We start from the raw sequence: 21,139 nt of genomic DNA on the forward strand, positions 1-21,139 counted from the left end.
TCGCCTATATTACCAATAAAAAATACTATCACTTATTTGTTGTCTTACACTCTTATTGCATTACTTATTTTTTGTTGAAGAGAGGTAATAATTTCAGGAGTTAATTCTGCTTCTGGTTGTACCACTTCACGTTCAGCTAAAACTGATTTAATTTGACTTTCCGAAGCTTTTCCTAATCTTTGTAACAGTGTGTCAAAACTCTGTTCTTGCTCAATTATTTCTTTTTCTGGTGTTGCTTGAATAAACTCTGTGGATACGGCTTGACGAGTTAAAGCATAAACTATATATTGATTCAAAGAAACACCTTCAGTTTCAGCTAACTTAATTAAATGTTGGTGTAGTGTTTCTGGTAATCTCAGTGTTAATCTACTCATAGCTAAATTTCTCCAGAGGCTAATTTAATTACTAGCTGTGTAGGTGTCATAACTTGTAAACCTAAAGATTGTTTTGCATTTTGAAAGTCACGAATGTTAGATGTAATAACTGTTGCACCTGCATTCATAGCACAGTCAATTACGAGATCATCTCCTGCATCTGGTGAATTTGGTCGCCATGTGTAGTAAATTGTTGTGAAATGAGCATAACTGAGCAATTTCCCTAAAACGGGTTGCAGTTTGTACCAACGAGATTCTGAGAGTTTACGAGACAAAACATCTTCATATTCATAAGCTAAAGCATTAGAAACATGAACTACAAGTAAACCAGCTAACCATGTATCAACGACTAAACCAGCAGCGCATCCCTGTTTTGTTAAGCCCTCGAATACAACATTAGTATCTATAACAACGTGAAGCAATGGTGCGGTAGACATGACACTACTATAGCACCATTTACGGTTTCAGAAGGATAATAAATGAATTTTTTATCCTTAGCTTTGTGGATATACTTATCAAGGTTACAATTTGAGCTTTTGCTTAAAGGGTATATGTGGATGTAAAAACGCAAGTTATGGACTTCTCAAGTATAGATTAATACACCTTATGATCTCGGTTATTGTACTAATTTACTTAACATCTCATTTTGTCTTGTTTCTAGTATGGTTGTATTCCATTTCTGATAAGTTGCGAAAATCCTACCGCTTGGAAAAATATCCATTTTACCTTTCAAATATCGTTCTTTTTTTTCTTCAAAATCAAGGTTGCTTAAGGTTGAATTTTTTCGTGTGCTAATCAGAACAAGATTTGCTAACTTATTTATCCAGTTTTTTCTCTCATCATCTGTAAATACTGATTTCCATTCACTAGAATTTTTGGGATTTTGCGGTAAAATATGTTCTACACTTATAGTTTTATAACTTGAAAGATGAACTATATGATCCATATTCAAATATTCATATTTTAAGAGGATGTATTTTGCAAATTGTTTTCCGTAAATTTCTCCATTTAAAGTTTTATATAATTCAGTCTTATTTACATCAAAAATAGTTTTATTTGATAAAACATCCTGGGAATTGTTACTTTTTTCAATCTCTTTTAAAATTCTACTCATATTATCGCCACGTTGAGTAGGAGTGTATTGTAAAATCCAATCACTACTGAATTTATATTCTAATTTTTTCAAAAATTCTAATAAATTTGAGTTTCTAAACTTATAGTAAAATGCTAACAATGGTGCTATCCAATCACTAGAAGAAAAGCCAAAATTCATTATAGTAACAAGATTTTTATATTCGTTTCCTATATCTATTCCATCTATTAGTGTAATTATCTTGTCATAATTTTCCTTTGTAATAATAATATAATCAATTGTATCTTTGCCTTTTTTTAGTAGCTTTTTTTTATAAATATTCTCTTCAAATTCATCCAGTAAGCTTAACCGAGCTTTTTCTTTAACCAATATGGTTCTTATAAAAGAGAGAAAACGATCAAAGTCATTGCCAAAATCTCCTTCAATTTCTTCCCATTTTTTTGCATAGTAGTCACGGGTTCTTAAATCAGAAATTTCACCAATATTGATTGATTTCAAAATATCAGAATTTGTTAGTGGAGTTCCACGATTGTTTAATATAGTAAATAATCTAAAAGCATCCTCTTGATTTTCCGTAGACACATATATCAATACTGGTTTTAATCCAAGATAAGCCCCAAAATTTTCTATTTCATCTGATTCTTTTTCTGAAAAGAATTTTTGCATTGTTAAAATAGCATTTGCAATATGAGATATAGAAACATTTTTATTTTCACAATAATCTACAATTTTTTTGTCTTTAGTACCATCTTTTGTGGCAATATATTCATTAATGAATTTTTCTACATGATCTCGAATTTTGTAGATTATTCTTATTCTTTCTGGAACACCTTCAAATATATCTTTTTCTTGAATTATTCTATGATGACATGACTTTTTTAACTTTTCATTTTCTGTTATGTCGCGCAAAACTGCCATCAAAATTAGAAAAGTTGTAAGTCTTTGCTGACCATCCAAAACCTCATATTCCTTAAAATTTTGTTCATTTGTTTTTTTTAAAACCAGTGAACCCAAAAAATATTCATTCTCAGATTTTGTTTCAAAAGCAAACCAGAGATCATCGAGTAATTCATTTATATTATCACTTCCCCAGACATAAGACCTTTGATATTCAGGAATTATAAACCAGAAATCAGAATATATGAATTTAATTTCTTTCTTTTCTGCAACTATCTTTTGTGACATAAAAATTCAATTTCCTTATAAAATACAAAAGGTATACTTAGCTTACTATATAAATACGCTTTTGTATACAGGGTTATTAGCCACCCTATAACATCCCCCACAACACATTTTTTGCGCTACCGCTCATATTGTCCCTCGCGGTAATAGAATAGGAACGATCGCCCTGTAAAGCCTACCAAAAACAGAAGGTAGCAATAAAGTAGCAGATTTGACAGAAGTAGAACACCAAAACTCTGTATCCAGAAGAGATTACTGAAAAGCGAAGTAAAAATTTTTATGGTTTCCCAAATTCGGTTTTTAATGTGCGCTCCCGACCACTACGATGTAGATTATGTGATTAATCCGTGGATGGAAGGGAATATTCACAAATCCTCACGCGATCGCGCTGTGGAACAGTGGAACAAATTATACAATGTAATCAAAAATCACGCCATTGTCGATTTAGTTGCTCCAGAAAAAGGCTGGCCTGATATGGTATTCAGTGCCAATGCGGGTTTAGTCCTCGGAAAAAATGTCGTTCTCAGCCGCTTCTTACATAAAGAACGTCAAGGTGAAGAACCGTATTTTCAACAGTGGTTTCAAGAAAACGGTTATAATGTTTACGTCCTTCCCAAAGACCTACCCTTTGAAGGTGCTGGTGACGCACTCCTAGACAGAGAAGGACGCTGGTTATGGGCTGGGTACGGTTTTCGGTCTGAATTAGATTCTCACCCCTACCTGGCTAAATGGCTGGACATTGAGGTGATTTCCTTGCGGTTGATGGATGAACGTTTTTATCACCTTGATACCTGCTTTTGTCCTTTGGCAAATGGTTATTTGCTGTATTATCCCGGTGCCTTTGATTCCTACTCCAACCGCGTGATTGAAATGCGCGTCGCACCAGAAAAACGCATAGCCATTGAAGAAGCTGATGCTGTCAACTTCGCTTGTAATGCGGTGAATGTCGATAACATCGTGATTATGAATAAAGCCAGTGATAGTTTAAAATCACGTTTGGCTCAAGTTGGTTTTGAAGTTATTGAAACCCAGTTAACCGAATTTCTCAAAGCTGGTGGTGCGGCTAAATGCTTGACTTTGCGGGTAACTGAACCTGTACGGGAAGAATTACACGCTAATGTCTCCGTGGAAAGTCGGGTGATCCGCATGGAAGGACACTTGCTTGATGCTGGGTTGATTAACCGCGCCTTAGATATGATTGTCGATAGCGGGGGAAGTTTCCAAGTTTTAAATTTCAACTTGGGAGAACAGCGTCAAAGTACATCTGCGGCTGAGGTGAGGGTATCTGCACCATCCCATGAAGTGATGGAAGAAATCATCTCCCAGTTGATTGATTTGGGTGCGGTAGACTTACCCCAAGATGAGCGAGATTCTAAACTAGAACCTGTAATCCAGGCAGGGGTAGCACCGGATGATTTTTATGTTAGCACTATTTATCCGACGGAAGTGCGGGTGAATGGGGAATGGCTAAGGGTAGAAAATCAACGCATGGATGGGGCGATCGCTATTTCTCAAACCGCCAATGGTATAGTAGCCAAGTGTAAGCTATTGCGTGATTTAGAAATTGGCGACAAAGTAGTTGTTGATGTCTTCGGTATCCGCACTATCCGCAAAGCTGAATCACGAGAACAACGCAACTCCCAAGAATTTAGTTTTATGTCTTCCGGTGTTTCCAGTGAAAGACGGGTGGAATTAGTTGTGGAACAAGTCGCCTGGGAACTGCGTAAAATTAAGGATAGCGGCGGTAAGGTAGTTGTCACGGCTGGACCCGTTGTCATACATACGGGGGGCGGTGAGCATCTTTCTAGATTGATTCGGGAAGGCTACGTTCAAGGTCTTTTGGGCGGGAATGCGATCGCTGTCCACGACATGGAACAAAATCTGCTCGGAACATCTCTGGGTGTAGATATGAAGCGGGGTGTGGCTGTACGCGGTGGACACCGACATCACTTGAAGGTGATTAATATCGTTCGGCGTTTTGGTAGCATTGCTAAAGCCGTAGAAGCGGGAGTGGTGAAAAATGGGGTAATGTATGAGTGTGTGAAAAATAACATTCCCTTTTCCCTAGCTGGTTCAATCCGTGATGATGGACCCCTACCAGATACACAGATGAATTTGATTTTAGCACAGCAAGAATATTCTAAAATCATCCAAGGTGCGGATATGATTTTGATGTTATCTTCTATGCTGCATTCTATCGGTGTGGGGAATATGACTCCAGCCGGTGTGAAGATGGTCTGTGTGGATATTAACCCGGCGGTAGTGACAAAATTGAGCGATCGCGGTTCAATAGAATCTGTAGGTGTGGTGACAGATGTGGGTTTGTTCCTCAGTCTGTTAATTCAGCAATTGGATAAGTTGACGAGTCCTTATGTTGCTAGTGTAGGTTAAGAAATATCTCACGCAAAGGCGCAAAGACGCAAAGGATTTTTCTGTGCGTTTTTGTGTCTTGGTTTTTCACGCAGAGGCGCAGAGGCGCGGAGAGTTACAATATTAGCAGTACCATTTATTGCTGTACCTCGTTATTAAGGTTAACTAAATGCAAGCCCTAATTAGACTCAAAATTGAAAGATTTATTGAAGATGAACAAGAATATTTTGTAGCTACAAGTGATGATTTACAAGGTTTAGTTGCTGAGGGGAAAACAGTACAAGAGGCCATAGAAATTGCTGAAGATGTAGCTAAGGTATTATTGAAATTGGAGAAAGAAAAAAATCATAATTTTCATTTACAAGATTTACCTTCTCAATTTGAATATCCTTTAATTATGGAGGTATAATGGGGAAAATACAAATAATTGACTCTAATCAATCCTACACCTTTGCTGATTATTTTAAATTGAATTATGAACCAGAAGAAATTATAGAATATTTTGGCTATAAGTTTCAACCACAATCTTTAACCTTACCAACAACTAAACAAAACTTAGAAAGATTACCAGACCTAAAAAATCGAATTGAAGAAAGTTTACCCTATATAAGTTTAACCAGTGAAACCGCCAGGAGAGAATTTTTAATTGCCCCTGTAATTATGGAGCTAATTCACTATACTCATGCTAAAGTTAGGGTAGAATATGCGTTAAATATCAATAATCAATTAAAAGGAGTTGTTGATTATTATCTAAAATCTGACAATCAATTATTAGTTATTGAAGCTAAAAATGCAGATTTAGAAAGAGGAGTTGTCCAACTAGCTGTAGAATTAATTGCCTTTGATCATTGGTCTGTTATTGATAATCCTATCCTTTATGGTGCAGTTTCTATTGGTAATATTTGGCAATTTGTAATTTTACATCGTGAATCAAAACAAATTACTCAAGACTTAAACCTTTATCGTGTACCCAATGATTTAGAAACTTTAATGAAAATTTTAGTAGCTTTAATGAAAAATTTGTAATTATAAAGTAGGTTGGGTTGCAAAACCCAACCCCACAAATCATTAGTTCTGATGATCTTGTTGATTTAACCAAGTTACCAAATCAGCAACTTCAGAAATATTAAACAAGGCAGCACCTAAATTTTCTAACTGTTCAACAGGTAAACCTTGGACTTTTTCAACTATTAAAGAATCAATTTCCCCAAACCGTTGATTAAGTAAACGTAGACAAAATTTAACTGCTTCTTTCTGTTCTCCTTTTCCTTCACCCTTCTGCAAAATATCCTGATAAATGACTGATTCTTGCATAATATCCTCACTTAACAATTGACGAATAAAGTCTTTCTCAAACCGTAAACCTGCTAAAATCTCTGTGTAAGCTGCAATATTCTGTTTAGTCTCCCTATCTGCAATTTTAGCAACATTATTGGCAATCTGAGATAATAAGCCTTGAGGTGAATTTGTCTGTGTTAATGGTGCTAATGGTAATAATGCTAGATTATCGAGAAATAAAGCTGAATCTTGTTCCCACATTCTGATTACACGATAACGGTGTCTGGTTGTTTCATTAACATATTCTTCAGTAAAAACAATTGGATCATTTGTTTCTTGTAAGAAGATCACGACTTGAGTTACAGGAAATTGATATGTACGGATTAATCTCACCGAATAGTCTAACTCTCTAAAAGGAATCGGAGGTTTAGATTGTGGGTTGTTTTGAAATTCAATATTTCAGAGGGAACAGGGAACAGGAAAAACTCATGTTTAAAAACATGAGATTGAAATAATGACACTGTTTTTTTTCGTGCTACGCATCTTAAAAAACATCTTTTTTTTTGACTGAGCTTTAAACTCACCAACTTTAGTTTCTTATCTGTTCCCTATTCCCTGTTCCCTTCTTTTGTAACCATTTAGCAAAATCAAAGGGATATTTTTCTGCTAGTAGTTTACAAACGTTGTCAAAACTCATAGGGTTGTTAATATTGATGTGGTGATTAAGATTTACGACTTATCAAAAGTTGGCGAAAATAAATCACAATTACTCTCCAACGATATTTAAAATTTTGCGGTAAAGATCATCTGCAACTCTAAATTGTGCATTATTAATTAGATTATCAATTAGAGGCTTAACAGATAGAATAAATCCTTTTTGCTTGGCTTCAACTAAAACACCTAACAACCCAGTAATTCTTAATCCTAATCTATTTGCTTCTGCTCTACCCCGCCTCTCATCAATCAATAATAATTCAGCATTTAGTTCAATTGCTAATGTAATGGCTTCACATTCACCTATATCTAATTGTTTATCCAAAAGAGTTGTAACTAAACCCTGATTTTTGACCTGATATACTTCAAACCAAGTTAAAGTTTGTACCTCTAAAGAACCAGGTACTGTTATATCTATATCGGTTAATTCCTGATAAACAGCTTGGGGAATAAAAATTTTGTTGTATAGTTTTTGGAGTAAGTCTAATTGACCAATAGCGGCTAGATTGGTAATCACAGAAGTATCACTAATAATTATCACAATCTGCCTAACTCCCGTAAATTTTTCATATCGAGTTCAAAATCTTCAATATCATAAGAATAAAGAGGTATTTGACGTTCTTTAAGTAACTCACAAAAATGTATTTTATCCATTTGTGCTAACTTACTAGCTTGTCCTATGGCAAGTTTTCCCGACTGAAACAATAACAAAGCAATTTCTTGTTTAAACTCGGTTGGGTTCATTCCACAGGCATTTAAGGTTTCATCTGATATGGTAATGCTCATAGTAAATAAGATGGATTGTAGTTATTAATTTTATGACAATTATAGCTTATTTATTAAACTACTTCGTCATTTAAATCATTGTCAGAAATGGCTCTAGCTTGCGTGACGACTTAGGAGTCATACGCCACGCTACGCGAACAGCATATCCGGTTACTGAGCGAAGTCGAAGTACAGGATTAAAGGATTTACAGGATGTTTGTTTGAGTTGTGTTTTTAGGGTTTGAGGATTCTATACTTTTCGGTTAGATTCAAAAAACTGCAATGTGATCTGGATTAGTGCTTTTTTCTGCTTGATAGGGAATACTAGAATAAATACTCCTTGTCAGATAAAGGTGAGTTTTGACAAATGGACTGGACAACTATACTCAAAGCACAGCAGGACGATTTTATTGAAAGAATTAAATCTGATAATAATTATTAATCCAAAATAACATATTGTCCTTCGTTCGTTTTAAGATTCCAAGGCAGCTTTTTTATACATATAAAATGCTCTTTTGGAAGAAATTGATCAAATTGAGCAGTATAGTTGTTAAAGAAACCAATGGGTGCAAGGTCTTTAAATAAAGACGACGTATCTTCGTTTTCCCAAAAACGCATCATTCGTGGAGACATAAAATTAAGTATATCTTCTTTTAATTTATTATCTGAACCACTTTCCTCTATAAAACGATTGGACATTACCTTAACTGAGTCGTTGCTAATATTTTCTAAAATTACATTTTCGTGTCCAGTAAGATTTTCTCTCTTTGCGATATATTTATTCATGTCTTTCTTGTTACCATCTATCTCTACAAGCCTCATCTCTTTACCATCCCAGAATAAGAAGTCAATTTCATAAAATCCAACTTTATTTTTATTTTGTTGTACTTTAGTGTCATTATCTCCTTTTTCCCATTTGGCTATAAAATTTTCTTTACTTGTGTATCCAACTGCATTAAAACTATAATAACTATAGTTGTTATTAGGGTTATAGTTATTAAGCTTCGTTTGCAAATCTTTAGCAGCAACACTTAAACGTACGCTATTTAGAGGCAGGAAAACCTGAAACAATACTCTACCATCATTAAAAGGATAAGGCGTTAATTCCTGAATATCTATTATCTCTTGTTCTAGAAGGAATTGATAATTATTATAATCTTCATAATTATAAGAATTATCGTAACCGTAACCGGATTTTCCCAATTTTTGACGTGCAAGCTGTTCTATACCTGTTTTATAAAAATTATTTATATGATCTTTGAAAATTTTATAACAAATGTCAAAATAAAACTTTAAAAAAGTATCTTCATATGGTGATTTATTCGATTTCAATTTATTTTTTTAATATAAAAATCAATCAAATAATCATAATATTTTTTAGCAGAAATATATTTTGGATTTTGACGACTTATCAAAAAGTCAGGGTGTGTTATCGGTTCAACTTTCTTAGGAAATAAATTTGGCAGGTCAATTAATCTCAGACCAGACTGATTATCAAGATCAATCACAGCACAATTCTTATTAGTTTTCAAAAATACTCCTGTTAAAGAGCATTCACTAAACTCAACAGGACTTGGTTTTTCATCAACATAATTATAGCCAAACGGTACTATAAGCAACCGATCAAGAAAAAAATAAGATGAATCATCTGTATGAAAAAATTTGATATTCATAGGATTATTGCGTTTTCAATTTTGTGTAACTTACCTATATAGGCAAGCTGCTGATAATGGTATCATATACAGTTATTCTTAAACCAATAATTTCAAAAATCACAGTGTCTTTATTTCTATAATCTCATGCAAAATCCTGAAAATCCTTAAATCCTGGACATCCTGATTCTGACAAATTAAATATCAGGTTCTACACCCAGCGCCATCAAATGTTCTATCAATATTTCCTTTTGTCGTCTTTCCTGTTCTGTCAGAGTCAATATTCAAGGAAATTGATTTTTATTCTTCACGAGGATCTGATAGTGGTGGATGCCAACCCGCTTCTACCCAAAAATTTCGAGCAACTTGAATGGAAGGCTCATCACGTCGTTCATCATTGAAGTCAAAGCGATCGCTAGTAGCTCTTCCTGTAGGCGTTGTACCTACAATTTTTATACCATCTTTTGTCCAGATAAAATGCTCTGACCATTCTTGCTGACGAGGGTTAAATAAAGCAACTTGCTCTTGAGTTTTAGGATCAGTAGCTACTATAAAATTATAATGACGCTCATTACAGCGATGACAAGCCAAAGCTAAATTATCCAGTTCATCTGAACCCCCCAAAGACTGCGGCATAATATGGTCAATGGTAAAACGGTCGGGACTCAGGTATTCTGGAGAGTGGCAGTATTCACAGAGAAATTTAGATCGTTTTCTTACTACTCTTCTAATTTGTTCGGACACCATTTGCTTTTCGTCGCTATTTGAGCATTAATTAAGGTAAATATTCGCTGTAACTCCGAAATACCTACATATTCCGCTTCTTCTTCAGGAGTGAGTGTATCAGCTTTTTTCTTTGTTAATAGTTCTTCAAAACGAGATTGTAATTCATCGGTAAACTTAAATAAATAAATATCCCCAAATTCACTCATCTTTACACCAGAAGATATTAAAGATGAAGGTTGAACCATTAATTGAGTAGTCATTGTGTGTTCACAGTGTCTTTATTTCCATTATGCCAGAAAAAATCCTGTAAATCCTCAAATCCTGGACATCCTGATTCAGGCAATCACAACCCCCAAGATCCCCAACTTCTTAGATAATCGTTGTTACTTATTTCCTGATATAATATTAAATTAACAACTGCAATATTTTAAATAGTATGAGTGAAACCCTGGCTGATATTGCAATACCACCGCAGTTTCCAGATCATACTCAACTACCAGAGTCTGATGGTACTTTTGTGAAGAACTTTCAAGAACATCCCCAAAGTATAATTATCACAGATTCAATTATTCAAACTTTACAAAAGTTACATCCAGATGGACAATTTTGTATAGGTCAAGATTGCGGTATTTATTGGCGCGAAACAGAACCACCAGAAAAAGGTACAGTAGCACCAGATTGGTTTTATGTCCCTGATGTAGCACCAAGATTAGAAGGTAAAATTCGCCGTTCCTATGTTTTATGGCGGGAATATATACCCCCATTAATTGCGATAGAATTAGCCAGTGGTAATGGTGAAGAAGAACGAGATACCACACCTCTAGCGGGTTTACAAGAAGGTGCAAAACCTGGTAAATTTTGGGTATATGAACGCATTATTCGTATTCCCTATTATGCTATTTATGAAGTGAATAATGATAAATTAGAAGTTTATCATTTGGTAGATTTTTCTTACCAAAAAATGCAGCCTAACGAACGCGGACATTATCCCATTCCCCCTTTAGGTGTAGAATTAGGACTATGGCAAGGAAGTTATTTAAATCATCCTGAACAATTTTGGTTGCGTTGGTGGGATAGGGAAGGTAATTTATTATTGGTAGGTAAGGAAGAAGCCCAGTTAGAAAGATTCAGGGCTGAAAAAGCAGAAAATAAAGCTGCAAAATTAGCTGCAAAATTGCGAGAATTGGGTATAAATCCAGAGGATGATTTATAATCATTTTGGGCATTGAAGAAAACTAACCACAGAGGCACAGAGGACGCAGAGAAAAATGCAAAGAGTAGTTTTGTCAAGGGATTTACAAGTTAATTGGGTGAGTTTTTTTGCTGATTTCTTGTTAGCAGGAATGGTTTTTGGTCCCCCTCTTGCTCCTTTTTTGGCTGCGTCTGGTGTGTTTTTGCTTCCGGGTATTGCGAACATTATTTACTTTATGGGTAATCATGTATGTCCCCAACCTTACAAAATCAAATTATTAGGCCGTGTTGAGTATAGTTGACGAAAATCCGATTATTGTTAACGATAGGCAAGGCGTAGACTTTGAACTAAAATTACCAAAGAAGCTACAGCCATCAATCCACCCCAAAACCAATAAGGTAATAACAAATATTTCTGCATTTGTGCTGTATCAGAAAGTCCCAGGGGTCCAGCACTATAACTAAATAAATAATTAAGTTGATGATATGTACTTACACAAGCTTGTACACCCAAAAATTGAATTGCAAACCCTTGTACCCATCGGGAAGATTTGAAAGCAATTGCCAAAATAATTAAACCTAATAAGGGAACTGCTAATAAGCCAAACCAAGAACGTACCCAAACTAATGTAGAAAATAATAAAAAGCCGCCTAAAATTTTTAAACTCAGGGAAGCGGTTGTAAAACTACGGGAAGCGAGAATCAAAGCTGCACCGGCGATAGGTGGACCCATTGGCCCTGCTGCTGCTACCATTGCCGGTCCTATTGCCCCCAAATTTGAACGGAGAGCATAAGTTGCTACACCAGAACCATTACTAAAAATCTGTAATTGATAGAATTTTCCACCTAAAAGCATTGCCATTAAGCCGTGTCCCATTTCATGAAACCAAGTTGCTAGAATAGAAAATGGGTATAAAATATAATCGCCACCAGGAATTTGCCATAATAATACGGTGGCGATCGCTGCGATGATTAACCAATTTAACCCCATTTGTTCAAACTCAGGGGGTGCTTCTTGACTCAATAATGGTTCAAAATCTTGATTTGGTGCTGGCATGATTTATTTTGCTCCTGAATAATTCGTAATTCATAATCTCTAATTACTCATTATCAATTACGAGTTACGAATTATCAATTACGGATAACTAAGAGAGTTGAAACAAGAAAGTTACCAAGTCTCCCTTACCCAAAGTGATGCGATCGCCCGGACGCAAACGGTGTCTATTACCAGGTAACAAGGGCAAATTATTAATGTAAGTGCCGTTAGAACTACCCACGTCTTCTATATAGTAAGCATCTCCTTCAATCCGAATATCTGCATGAATCCGCGAAACAATTTCAGCATTTGGAAATCCAGCAACATCAATATCTGGAGGAATCCGATCATTGGGTTTACCAATATGAATCACAGAGAAATTTTGCGGTAATTCAATATCTTGGTTACTTTGAACATGAAATAGTCGTCCTGTAACCTGCTGTAATTGAGTTCTAGCTACAACTACTTGTGGTACAGGTACAGGTTCGGGTACAGCTACAGCTACAGGTTCGGGTTCAGGTACAGCTACAGCTACGGGTTCAGGTACAACTATAGGTTCAGGTACAGCTACAGATTCAGGTACAGCTACAGCTACAGGTTCGGGTTCAGGTGTGACTATAGTTGGTGGTAAGTTGGAACTAACAGGAGTAGAGATGCCAAAGGGATCTGGTTCTAAAAGTTCTAACATTGGATCAGGTATAACCAATGGTGGTACTTCTATTGGCAGATCGGCCGCAATAGTTGGTGCCACTGGTGTTGGTGGAACGACTGCCACATTAGAGTGCAAATTAAAGCCGCACTGACCGCAGAAAGCAGCATCTGCTTGTACACTTGCCCCACAACTGGGGCATTGAGTTGTTGCTGGTAACGGCGTGTAGCAAGCCTCACACTGAACAGCGCCGTCTGGGTTGGGATGATTGCAATTAGGACAGACGATCATGAATTTTAGCCTTTGTCGATGTCACAGTAAAAATAATACCTGTAAGCTGAGGAAAAACTCTAGCTTTTGATTGTAACAATTACCCCAAAGTGAAAAAAGTTAAAGTTTGAGTTCCAACCCGGCGGGGGTATCTAGCAGCCAATAAAGTTCTCCCTGGGGTTTAATTAAGCGGGATGGATAGGCAAAATCATCGGCTGAGGGGGCAAAAATTTGTCCTAGTGCAGGTCTTTTATTAGCGCCAGCAACCAAGAAAATAACGTTTCGAGCCGCGTTGATGAATGGGTATGTAAAAGTGATGCGAAGGTTGTTATCTTTATTACCCACAGTCACCAAGCGATCGCGCACTTTAAGAGCTTCTGTATGGGGAAATAAAGATGCAGTGTGGGCATCATCTCCCATACCAAGTAAAACTACATCCAAAGAGGGAAAAATTCCGGGTGCAACATGAAAAAATTCTTGTAGGTGCTGTTCATGTTTAGCTGCATCTACTACGGGATTAGCTGAGGAGGTAGGCATGGCATGAATATTAGCTGCTGGGATAGCTACTTTGTCTAACCAAGCACGACGAGCCATTAATTCATTGCTATCAGGGTGATCTGGTGCAACATAACGTTCATCTCCCCAGAATACATGAATTTTATCCCAAGGCAGTTTTTGGTTTGCTATTGCTTCATACAAGGGCTTGGGTGTGCTGCCACCAGATAAGGCTATAGTAAATTGCCCCCTTTGCTCAATGGCAGTCTCTAATTTGGATAAGATCAATTCAAGCGCTCGTTTTACCAATGCTGGTTGATCTGCTAAAATTTCAACGGTTTTGTTCATGACTTCATTATCGTTAGCCTGCTTCCAGCAATACAATACCTAACTTCTGACAGTTTCCCTTTTTAACTTTTGAAACTTTTAACATCATCTAGTTGGGTAAGGAATAATCAACCTAGAGGTTCTTTATCATTATTTATGGTCTGTTGTCAGTATTGAGTTGTACTAACTAGGGGAATCTGAGATCACCATTGTAGTAGAGACGTTCCATGGAACGTCTCTACAATAAAGTTACACCCTGATTTTCCTGTTGTTTGTTTACAACGTGTAAGTAAAATCATCTACCAACATACCGGGAACTAAACAACCACCTAGTTGACGGCTTTCGTAACTACCTACTTCGGGAATAAATTCTTGAAAGTTGGTTAAGTCAATGAGGTTTTGTTCACCCCAGAAGTGATATAGGCTTTCGTCAAAGCGTAGGTTTTCGATGGGGGCGATAATTTCGCCATTTTCTACCCAAAAACAGGCATAACGGGTCATTCCTGTAATTCTACCACTAGGGCGATCGCTCCAGTTTAAATAATGTAAATTCGATACATATAACCCTGTGCCTAAGCTGGGTAAAATCTGGTCAAAGGTCAAGTTACCTGCTGTTATTTCGGGCGATCGCAAAGTTTCGGAATCATTGGCACTGTTAGCGAGTTTATTATATTCTTTAGCAGTGCGAGAATTAACTAAAGAATTGATTAAAATTCCTTTTTCTACTAACATTAATTCTGATGCTGCCATTTCTCCCAATTCATTAAATCTGGGAACTAAACCCAGTTGGAAGTTTTCTTTTAAATTAAATTTAGGAGACAGTTGTTTTTCGTGACGTGATAAAGCAGCTAAGGCGCTATTTCCTTGTTGAATATCTGCTTCACCGATAGCACCCCAAGAGAGCATATTTAATAAATCAGCCACAGCAGCCGGAGCCAAATAGGTTTTATATTCTCCTTTGGGCAATTTTTTTACCGGACGAGACAGCATTTCTAGTTGCTTTTTTCCATCATTAATTTTAGCAATGTAGGCAGATTCATTCCAATTACTACCTGCAAAGTTTCCTTTTACAGCTTGACCAGATGCCATAAATAAGGAATAATCTAAAATAAAAGAATCTGTAGCAAACCAGTGTTTTTGTCCACTAGAATCACCATAAGCCCTAATTACAATTCCACTAATATAAATACCAGTAAAATCTAAATCTGTGACTAATTCTAAAATATTGGGAATAACCTCTTTCGTTGTTAATAAGTTACCTATATTAACTTCTCGACTTGCATTATTTCCTGATGGTAAAACTAGATAAGGATCAATTGGTAACAAAGGTAATTCATTCCGTAATTCTTCTAAAGCATGATAGGCTATTTGCCAATCTACTTCCCAATTACCAGTAAAAGGAAACTGACGAAAACTGCTGCGTTGATCTGCCATTAAAGTCAATTCTATCGAACCATCAGCCACAAAACCAGTTTGTCTGACTTTAGCGCAATTGAACCGGGTAAATTGACTTCTTTCGCTGTTAAGCCTAATAGTGAAATGCTCACCTTCAACTTTTTTAATTAATAGAGATTCCCAAAGTTGATTAAAGCTAATTTCCAAAGTAGATATTTCTTCGATTTTCATTTTTATAAATTAAATAATTTCTAAAAGAATAGGACTTAGACACCGTACAAATTAATCATTTTATGCTTTTACTAAAATAGCTTGTTTCAGACTTTGATTAATGATTATGTTGATATCGTCAATAGTTCGGTATTGTAGGGGTTTTCGATTATACATATTTATATTCTCCTGTCAATAAATAAGTCCTAAAAAACTAAGAGACTTCCAAATAAAAAATCTCTCAAACCCTCATTCCTCTGTGTTCTCTGTGCCTCTGTGGTTCGTTAAATCCATATTCTTCCGAGATTTTTCAACCCCCACCAAAAACTTCAACATCAGCAAACAAACAAACTGGAGAACCATGACCTACCCAAATAGCTTGATTAGGTTCACCTTTACCACAGTAGGGAGTACCATAAATTTGCCAATCAGCATTATTACCAACTTGAGTTAAACTGTGCCAAAATTGTGGTGTAGTAGCTCGATAATTGGGATTACAGAGAGTTTTAGTAAACTTTCCGTTTTCAATTAACTTAGCATATTCACAACCAAACTGAAACTTATAACGATGATCATCAATTGACCAAGAACGGTTAGATTCCATGTAAACACCATGTTCAATTCCTGAAATTATTTCTGCAAAAGAAGAGTTACCTGGTTCTAAATTCAAATTTGCCATGCGATCAATTGGAGGTCGATTCCAAGAAGTAGCACGCGCACAAGCAACACCTGGTAAACCTGCTCTAGCTTGACTTTCTAAACTTCCTAAACCTCTGAGTAAAATACCTTCCTTAATGACATATTCCCTCGTAGCAACTGCACCAATATCATCAAAACCATAACTAGCAAGTTCACCTTTTACTGTCGGGTCAAAGGTGATATTCATTAAAGACGAACCATATTTTAGTTTCCCAAAATCATCTTTTTTAACAAAACTACCTCCAGCGTAGTTGCGTTCATCTCCTAAAATCCGGTCAATTTCTAAAGGATGACCGATACTTTCGTGGATTTGCAACATCATTTGATCTGGGGCTAAAACTAAATTAGTGCGGGTATCTGGACATTGTTCTGCTGTCAATAATTCTAAAGCCTGTTCCCCTACTTTTTGTGCTTGATAGTTAATTTCGTCTTGTTTAAATACCTCCCAACCACCTTGATAATAGTTCGATTCAGAACCGTTGCTGGTGCGTTGCTGAACAGATGATCCTTCTTGAGCGATCGCCCCAAAATGAAGACCAAGTGAGCTAAACTGTTGATACACTTGGGAGCCGTTGCTGCTAACAAACCAAGTTTCTTTATTGTTGCTGTTAAATCTGGCGGAAGTTTGGACAATTTTGTCGTTAATTTTCATTTTTCGACAAATATTAATTAGTAGTTGGTTAACTTCTCCTGAATTTAAAGCATTTAATGGTTCTACTAACGGTGATTTGTATTCACCTACAACGTGAGGACGGATATTTTGCTCAAAGGGATATATCCACCATTCTTTGGCTGCTAGTGCTTGTTGATAAGCGATTTCGGCGGCGTTTTGTAGTGATGTTAATGTTAGGGAATTGGTGGCTGCATAACCTAAACAGCCATTTACCATCACCTCTAACATCGCTCCCATTGTTAAGGATGTACCGTTGTTTTGGGGTAATCCATCACGCACAACATGGGTGGTACTTGTGGCTTTAACAGCACGAATCCCAATCCAATCAGCAGGAATATTTAGTTGAGAAATCGTTCTTGTTAATTCAGAATACATAATATTAGGGGGAGTCAGGAGTCAGGAGTCAGGAGGCAGGAGGCAGGAGGCAGGAGGCAGAAGGCAGGAGTCAGAAAGAGAGAAATAATACTTGTTCCCTGTTCCCTGTTCCCTGTTCCCTGTTCCCTTAAAAAATTAATTTCTATGCCAGCGTGTACCTTCTTTGCTATCAATTAAAGTAATTCCTTTGATTAATAGTTCATCACGAATGCGATCGCTTTCTGCAAAATTCTTGGCTTTTCTTGCTGTTTGGCGTTGTTGAATCAATTCCTCAATTTCACCATCGCTTAAACCATCTGTTGTCAGTTCTTGGGCTGCTGCTGTAGCAGTTAAACCGAAAACATCCGTTAATTTTACCAGAGTTTGCCACTGTTTTAGTAAATCCTCTGATGGTGTATCAGTTTTTCCCTGATGTACAATAATATTACCTTCTCGGCGTAGTTCTTTAGCCAATTCAAAAATCACAGCTAACCCACCAGGAAAATTAAAGTCATCATTTACCGCTTCTGTAAATCTGTCAATGTAGGAATTACTGAGATTTTCCGGTTTTGCATCCCAACCCAGTTGTTTCCCGTACTGTTCACCAAAAAGTAAACCTTCTTGTAAAGTATGCCAGCCGTTGGTTGCTGCTAAAATAGCTTCATCGGTGAAATCTATTGGTTTGCGATATTGTGCCATTAAGACAAACAACCGTACCGCCATCGGGTCTACACCACGATCTAATAGTTCCCGAATTGTGATAAAATTACCCAAAGATTTGGACATTTTTTCACCTTCAACCTTTACCATGCCATTGTGCAACCAATAACTCGCTAAAGGTTGACCTGTCACAGCTTCTGATTGAGCAATTTCGTTTTCGTGGTGAGGGAAAATTAGATCAGCGCCACCAGCGTGAATATCTATCGTATCACCCAAGCGATCGCGCACCATAGCCGAGCATTCAATATGCCATCCTGGACGGCCTTTTCCCCAAGGTGACTCCCAAGCTGGTTCTCCAGGTTTAGCGGCTTTCCACAGCGCAAAATCAAAGGGATCTTTCTTCTTTTGATATTCTGCGTCTTCAACATTCACCCTTTCACTCGCACCGGCTTGTAGTTCTTCCAGTTTGCGGCCTGATAGTTTACCATAATCAGAGAAATTTCGCACAGAATAATAAACATCCCCATTTGCTGGATAAGCAAAACCCTTGTGTTCTAAATCGTGAATTAATCGCTGAATCCCGTTCATGGTGTGGGTAGCGCGGGGATATTCATCAGCTTCTTTAATTCCCAAGCGGGACATATCCTCAAAATATGCTTGAATATAGCGATCGCTAATCGCTTCCATAGTTGAGTTTTCTTGTCGTGCGCGGTTGAGAATTTTGTCATCAATATCAGTAAAATTCTGGATATATCGGACTTGATAGCCGATAAACTGCAAATAGCGCCGAACTACATCCCAGACAATACAAGTTCTAGCATGACCCAAATGACAGTAATCATATACCGTCACACCGCAGCAATACATTGTCACTTTTCCTGGTTCGACGGTTGTGAAGGGTTCTTGACGACGGGTGAGTGTATTGTAAAGGGTTAGGGTCATGATTGAGTAATTTCGGAATCTGCCAATAAACAATGATAACGCAACTTGTTAGTTAGGCAATAGGCGAAATTAAAATCAAATAGAAAAGTAATTAAACGCAGATTAACGCAGATGAATGAATTACAGATTATGAGAGATGGGTTTAATCCAGTCGAACAAGGGTTTTACCTTACATTGACACGAATAGATGGAACTATAACAACCTCCGCGCTCTCTGCGTCTGGAGTGGTATGCACTACGCGAACGTTATGCTCAGGAATTACATAATGGTTAAAAAAATTATTTTGAATTAATAACTTGTACGTCCAGTAAACAAACCCCACAGGAAAATAGCAATAATCGCTCCAAAGATAGCAACAATTATACCAGGTATGCTCAGATTTGCCGCAGTAAATTGCAGTGTTCCTGTTTCTAAAAGGGTAACTAAAGTCCCTCCAATTAACGCCCCGATTATACCTAAAACCATCGTGGCTAAAATTCCGCCACCTTGACGACCGGGATAAATAGCTTTAGCGATCGCACCTGCAATTAATCCCAAAATTATCCAAGCAATAATATTCATACTTTAATCCATTTAAAATTCTATAAATAGATTAGAAATTTTATTTACTTATGGCTTCTATCAAAAGGGATAGTTAAAAGATGATCTACTCATTTATTTAAAGCGAGGAAATTTGTTTCACCATCAGAGCTAATGCAACTGTAATCATCATAGCTAATGTAATTTTACCACCGGGTATTAGTGATTGATAGATACCATTTGTTAATTTTTGCTTTTCCCGTTGTTGCCAACTCATCATGGCTGGCACAATGCCACCTAAAATTGAAATACTGAAAATCCCAGTATAGTCTAGAGCCGTGAAAAATATTGTCGGGTTTATTGTTCCTAAACTCATCGGAGGAAAGAGAACAAGTGAATAAAGAGGTAAGCGAGAAATTTCACCTTTAGTAATTCGGAAAATATCTTTAAAAAAATCAACTAATCCATACACAAAGCCAATAAATGATGTGATAATTGCAAACTCTGAAAAAACAGTTAATACTAATCCTAATAATTCCCCCGCTCCACCTGCTCGCAAAATTTGTAGTGGATCAAAAACACTACCACTTTCTAAATTATTCTGTAGCATATCAGGACTAACACTGCCCAAAATTAGAGCATTCCAAGCCAAGAACATAATTAAGGGAATAGCAGAACCAATAATAATAGATTGACGAATTTTGGCAATATCTCCTTCTAGTTGCGTCACTACTACCGGCACAACATTATGATAGAACAACGCCACACATATTACTGAAACTGCACTACCCAACGCATTCCAGTTTTGAAAGAGAAAATGGGTACTGTTAACCTGCCCTGATCCTAAAAATAATAAACCTAAAAAGGATATAATTACAATAGCCACAAAAGCACTATTTAACTTCTGAATCAAGGTTTCTCGGCCTAAATACATGATTCCCCCAAATAACAGGGTAAAAACAGTTGTTCCTAACCAGTGCGGCAAAGAATGTTCTAGACCCCAAAATTTAGCTAGTGTAGATAGTAAAATATCTCCACCCTGAGTAATGTATGCTACTAATAGAGCGTAGTGCATAAATAGATATGTGCCGCCGGCAATTCGCGCTCCCCCTTTACCAAGAGTCTTTTCCACAATTGCCAACAAACCCAAACTAGGACAACCTTCCTCTCGGATAGTGTTTAAGGTGACTTCAGCAATTAATAACCCAGAAACCAAAGTGTATAGCCAAATAAGAATTAGTAAGGCTGTGGATGGTACAATACCTGAAGGTAGAGTAACGGAGGGGAGGGCAAGAATACCAGCCCCAACAGTAGTTCCCGCAATCAAGGCTGTACTACCTAACACACTACCTGGTTGATGATTTAATTGATTACCATCAAATTCCAGGTGAGAAAATAATCGTGTGACTTGCTCTGGATAGGATTTGAGAACAGTCTTCATAAGGTTGATACTAAGATACGCGCCCAAGTGGGGACACAATATGAATTATGCACCCGATTATAGCAAAAATCTTTGATTTACTACTAAATACTAATGAATAGCAGCTTTGAAGTGCGTTAAGAT

The 21,139-nt window shown here is 36.8% G+C and carries 21 protein-coding genes and 2 pseudogenes; 5 read left to right on the top strand and 18 right to left on the bottom strand.

Features of this window, described 5'->3' with window-relative positions; genetic code table 11:
• Nucleotides 1-44: 44 nt before the first annotated feature.
• The 3 genes from VB711_RS05675 to VB711_RS05685 all read right to left on the bottom strand — a co-directional run bounded on the left by VB711_RS05675 (nucleotide 45) and on the right by VB711_RS05685 (nucleotide 2,652).
• Nucleotides 45-374, bottom strand: coding sequence for a toxin-antitoxin system HicB family antitoxin (locus VB711_RS05675; protein ID WP_323284792.1), 330 nt, complete (start codon nucleotides 372-374; stop codon nucleotides 45-47).
• 2 nt (nucleotides 375-376) lie between these two features.
• Complete coding sequence (locus VB711_RS05680) at nucleotides 377-811, bottom strand: PIN domain-containing protein (RefSeq protein ID WP_323284793.1); 435 nt, start codon at nucleotides 809-811, stop codon at nucleotides 377-379.
• 179 nt (nucleotides 812-990) lie between these two features.
• Nucleotides 991-2,652, bottom strand: coding sequence for a DUF262 domain-containing HNH endonuclease family protein (locus VB711_RS05685; RefSeq protein WP_323284794.1), 1,662 nt, complete (start codon nucleotides 2,650-2,652; stop codon nucleotides 991-993).
• A gap of 276 nt (nucleotides 2,653-2,928) precedes the next feature.
• On the opposite strand from VB711_RS05685, the gene VB711_RS05690 reads away from it, so the two are divergent.
• The 3 genes from VB711_RS05690 to VB711_RS05700 all read left to right on the top strand — a co-directional run bounded on the left by VB711_RS05690 (nucleotide 2,929) and on the right by VB711_RS05700 (nucleotide 6,045).
• On the top strand, nucleotides 2,929-5,040 hold the full coding sequence (locus VB711_RS05690) for a TIGR00300 family protein (RefSeq protein ID WP_323284795.1): 2,112 nt from the start codon (nucleotides 2,929-2,931) through the stop codon (nucleotides 5,038-5,040).
• Nucleotides 5,041-5,188: 148 nt separating this feature from the next.
• The gene (locus tag VB711_RS05695) at nucleotides 5,189-5,428 is read left to right on the top strand and encodes a type II toxin-antitoxin system HicB family antitoxin (RefSeq protein ID WP_323284796.1); all 240 of its coding nucleotides are present in this window, start codon (nucleotides 5,189-5,191) and stop codon (nucleotides 5,426-5,428) included.
• Nucleotides 5,428-6,045 carry a hypothetical protein gene (locus tag VB711_RS05700; RefSeq protein WP_323284797.1) on the top strand — a complete coding sequence of 206 codons (618 nt, stop codon included), beginning with the start codon at nucleotides 5,428-5,430 and terminating at the stop codon, nucleotides 6,043-6,045. Before VB711_RS05695 ends, VB711_RS05700 begins: the two co-directional genes overlap by 1 nt.
• Before the next feature lie 42 nt (nucleotides 6,046-6,087).
• Here VB711_RS05700 and VB711_RS05705 read toward each other — a convergent pair.
• The 7 genes and pseudogenes from VB711_RS05705 to VB711_RS05735 form a co-directional block, all read right to left on the bottom strand.
• Nucleotides 6,088-6,994 (bottom strand): annotated as a pseudogene (locus VB711_RS05705) (Rpn family recombination-promoting nuclease/putative transposase).
• Between the two features lie 69 nt (nucleotides 6,995-7,063).
• Nucleotides 7,064-7,552 carry a DUF3368 domain-containing protein gene (locus tag VB711_RS05710; RefSeq protein ID WP_323284799.1) on the bottom strand — a complete coding sequence of 163 codons (489 nt, stop codon included), beginning with the start codon at nucleotides 7,550-7,552 and terminating at the stop codon, nucleotides 7,064-7,066.
• Nucleotides 7,549-7,797: a UPF0175 family protein gene (locus tag VB711_RS05715; protein WP_323284801.1), complete on the bottom strand. Its 249-nt coding sequence runs from the start codon at nucleotides 7,795-7,797 to the stop codon at nucleotides 7,549-7,551. The genes VB711_RS05710 and VB711_RS05715 overlap by 4 nt, the downstream gene beginning before the upstream one ends.
• A gap of 417 nt (nucleotides 7,798-8,214) precedes the next feature.
• Entirely contained in the window at nucleotides 8,215-9,108 is an 894-nt protein-coding gene (locus VB711_RS05720) for a hypothetical protein (RefSeq protein WP_323284802.1), read from the bottom strand.
• The gene (locus tag VB711_RS05725) at nucleotides 9,105-9,449 is read right to left on the bottom strand and encodes a hypothetical protein (RefSeq protein ID WP_323284803.1); all 345 of its coding nucleotides are present in this window, start codon (nucleotides 9,447-9,449) and stop codon (nucleotides 9,105-9,107) included. Before VB711_RS05725 ends, VB711_RS05720 begins: the two co-directional genes overlap by 4 nt.
• Nucleotides 9,450-9,728: 279 nt before the next feature.
• Entirely contained in the window at nucleotides 9,729-10,175 is a 447-nt protein-coding gene (locus VB711_RS05730; protein ID WP_323284804.1) for an HNH endonuclease signature motif containing protein, read from the bottom strand.
• Entirely contained in the window at nucleotides 10,148-10,414 is a 267-nt protein-coding gene (locus tag VB711_RS05735; RefSeq protein WP_323284805.1) for a hypothetical protein, read from the bottom strand. The genes VB711_RS05730 and VB711_RS05735 overlap by 28 nt, the downstream gene beginning before the upstream one ends.
• A 176-nt stretch (nucleotides 10,415-10,590) precedes the next feature.
• Here VB711_RS05735 and VB711_RS05740 point away from each other — a divergent pair, with 176 nt between their 5' ends.
• Both VB711_RS05740 and VB711_RS05745 read left to right on the top strand, forming a co-directional pair.
• Nucleotides 10,591-11,367, top strand: a complete 777-nt coding sequence (locus VB711_RS05740; protein ID WP_323284806.1) for a Uma2 family endonuclease — start codon at nucleotides 10,591-10,593, stop codon at nucleotides 11,365-11,367.
• 55 nt (nucleotides 11,368-11,422) lie between these two features.
• Nucleotides 11,423-11,608, top strand: a pseudogene (locus VB711_RS05745) (DUF2085 domain-containing protein); the annotation flags it as partial.
• Nucleotides 11,609-11,664: 56 nt separating this feature from the next.
• Here the strand turns inward: VB711_RS05745 and VB711_RS05750 are convergent.
• The 8 genes from VB711_RS05750 to VB711_RS05785 form a co-directional block, all read right to left on the bottom strand.
• Nucleotides 11,665-12,402: a M50 family metallopeptidase gene (locus VB711_RS05750; protein WP_323284808.1), complete on the bottom strand. Its 738-nt coding sequence runs from the start codon at nucleotides 12,400-12,402 to the stop codon at nucleotides 11,665-11,667.
• A gap of 88 nt (nucleotides 12,403-12,490) precedes the next feature.
• Nucleotides 12,491-13,321, bottom strand: a complete 831-nt coding sequence (locus VB711_RS05755) for an FHA domain-containing protein (protein WP_323284809.1) — start codon at nucleotides 13,319-13,321, stop codon at nucleotides 12,491-12,493.
• A 99-nt stretch (nucleotides 13,322-13,420) separates the two neighbouring features.
• Nucleotides 13,421-14,143, bottom strand: coding sequence for a 6-phosphogluconolactonase (pgl, locus tag VB711_RS05760; protein ID WP_323284811.1), 723 nt, complete (start codon nucleotides 14,141-14,143; stop codon nucleotides 13,421-13,423).
• A 255-nt stretch (nucleotides 14,144-14,398) separates the two neighbouring features.
• Nucleotides 14,399-15,748, bottom strand: a complete 1,350-nt coding sequence (locus VB711_RS05765; protein WP_323284812.1) for a TldD/PmbA family protein — start codon at nucleotides 15,746-15,748, stop codon at nucleotides 14,399-14,401.
• 289 nt (nucleotides 15,749-16,037) lie between these two features.
• On the bottom strand, nucleotides 16,038-17,474 hold the full coding sequence (locus tag VB711_RS05770; RefSeq protein WP_323284813.1) for a TldD/PmbA family protein: 1,437 nt from the start codon (nucleotides 17,472-17,474) through the stop codon (nucleotides 16,038-16,040).
• Between the two features lie 135 nt (nucleotides 17,475-17,609).
• The gene (gene cysS, locus VB711_RS05775; protein ID WP_323284816.1) at nucleotides 17,610-19,055 is read right to left on the bottom strand and encodes a cysteine--tRNA ligase; all 1,446 of its coding nucleotides are present in this window, start codon (nucleotides 19,053-19,055) and stop codon (nucleotides 17,610-17,612) included.
• 289 nt (nucleotides 19,056-19,344) lie between these two features.
• Nucleotides 19,345-19,617 (bottom strand): GlsB/YeaQ/YmgE family stress response membrane protein, encoded by a 273-nt coding sequence (locus VB711_RS05780; RefSeq protein WP_323284818.1) that lies wholly within the window; start codon nucleotides 19,615-19,617, stop codon nucleotides 19,345-19,347.
• A 97-nt stretch (nucleotides 19,618-19,714) separates the two neighbouring features.
• On the bottom strand, nucleotides 19,715-21,016 hold the full coding sequence (locus VB711_RS05785; protein ID WP_323284819.1) for an amino acid permease: 1,302 nt from the start codon (nucleotides 21,014-21,016) through the stop codon (nucleotides 19,715-19,717).
• Between the last annotated feature and the right edge of the window lie 123 nt (nucleotides 21,017-21,139).

The organism is Cronbergia sp. UHCC 0137, assembly GCF_034932285.1.
In the GTDB taxonomy this organism is placed as follows: domain Bacteria; phylum Cyanobacteriota; class Cyanobacteriia; order Cyanobacteriales; family Nostocaceae; genus Cronbergia.

What these genes read in the sequence shown, in the direction of transcription:
- VB711_RS05675 (WP_323284792.1), bottom strand. Translation starts at nt 374, where the DNA reads ATGAGTAGATTAACACTGAGATTACCAGAAACACTACACCAACATTTA.
- VB711_RS05680 (WP_323284793.1), bottom strand. Translation starts at nt 811, where the DNA reads ATGTCTACCGCACCATTGCTTCACGTTGTTATAGATACTAATGTTGTA.
- VB711_RS05685 (WP_323284794.1), bottom strand. Translation starts at nt 2,652, where the DNA reads ATGTCACAAAAGATAGTTGCAGAAAAGAAAGAAATTAAATTCATATAT.
- VB711_RS05690 (WP_323284795.1), top strand. Translation starts at nt 2,929, where the DNA reads ATGGTTTCCCAAATTCGGTTTTTAATGTGCGCTCCCGACCACTACGAT.
- VB711_RS05695 (WP_323284796.1), top strand. Translation starts at nt 5,189, where the DNA reads ATGCAAGCCCTAATTAGACTCAAAATTGAAAGATTTATTGAAGATGAA.
- VB711_RS05700 (WP_323284797.1), top strand. Translation starts at nt 5,428, where the DNA reads ATGGGGAAAATACAAATAATTGACTCTAATCAATCCTACACCTTTGCT.
- VB711_RS05715 (WP_323284801.1), bottom strand. Translation starts at nt 7,797, where the DNA reads ATGAGCATTACCATATCAGATGAAACCTTAAATGCCTGTGGAATGAAC.
- VB711_RS05725 (WP_323284803.1), bottom strand. Translation starts at nt 9,449, where the DNA reads ATGAATATCAAATTTTTTCATACAGATGATTCATCTTATTTTTTTCTT.
- VB711_RS05730 (WP_323284804.1), bottom strand. Translation starts at nt 10,175, where the DNA reads ATGGTGTCCGAACAAATTAGAAGAGTAGTAAGAAAACGATCTAAATTT.
- VB711_RS05735 (WP_323284805.1), bottom strand. Translation starts at nt 10,414, where the DNA reads ATGACTACTCAATTAATGGTTCAACCTTCATCTTTAATATCTTCTGGT.
- VB711_RS05740 (WP_323284806.1), top strand. Translation starts at nt 10,591, where the DNA reads ATGAGTGAAACCCTGGCTGATATTGCAATACCACCGCAGTTTCCAGAT.
- VB711_RS05750 (WP_323284808.1), bottom strand. Translation starts at nt 12,402, where the DNA reads ATGCCAGCACCAAATCAAGATTTTGAACCATTATTGAGTCAAGAAGCA.
- VB711_RS05755 (WP_323284809.1), bottom strand. Translation starts at nt 13,321, where the DNA reads ATGATCGTCTGTCCTAATTGCAATCATCCCAACCCAGACGGCGCTGTT.
- pgl (WP_323284811.1), bottom strand. Translation starts at nt 14,143, where the DNA reads ATGAACAAAACCGTTGAAATTTTAGCAGATCAACCAGCATTGGTAAAA.
- VB711_RS05765 (WP_323284812.1), bottom strand. Translation starts at nt 15,748, where the DNA reads ATGAAAATCGAAGAAATATCTACTTTGGAAATTAGCTTTAATCAACTT.
- VB711_RS05770 (WP_323284813.1), bottom strand. Translation starts at nt 17,474, where the DNA reads ATGTATTCTGAATTAACAAGAACGATTTCTCAACTAAATATTCCTGCT.
- cysS (WP_323284816.1), bottom strand. Translation starts at nt 19,055, where the DNA reads ATGACCCTAACCCTTTACAATACACTCACCCGTCGTCAAGAACCCTTC.
- VB711_RS05780 (WP_323284818.1), bottom strand. Translation starts at nt 19,617, where the DNA reads ATGAATATTATTGCTTGGATAATTTTGGGATTAATTGCAGGTGCGATC.
- VB711_RS05785 (WP_323284819.1), bottom strand. Translation starts at nt 21,016, where the DNA reads ATGAAGACTGTTCTCAAATCCTATCCAGAGCAAGTCACACGATTATTT.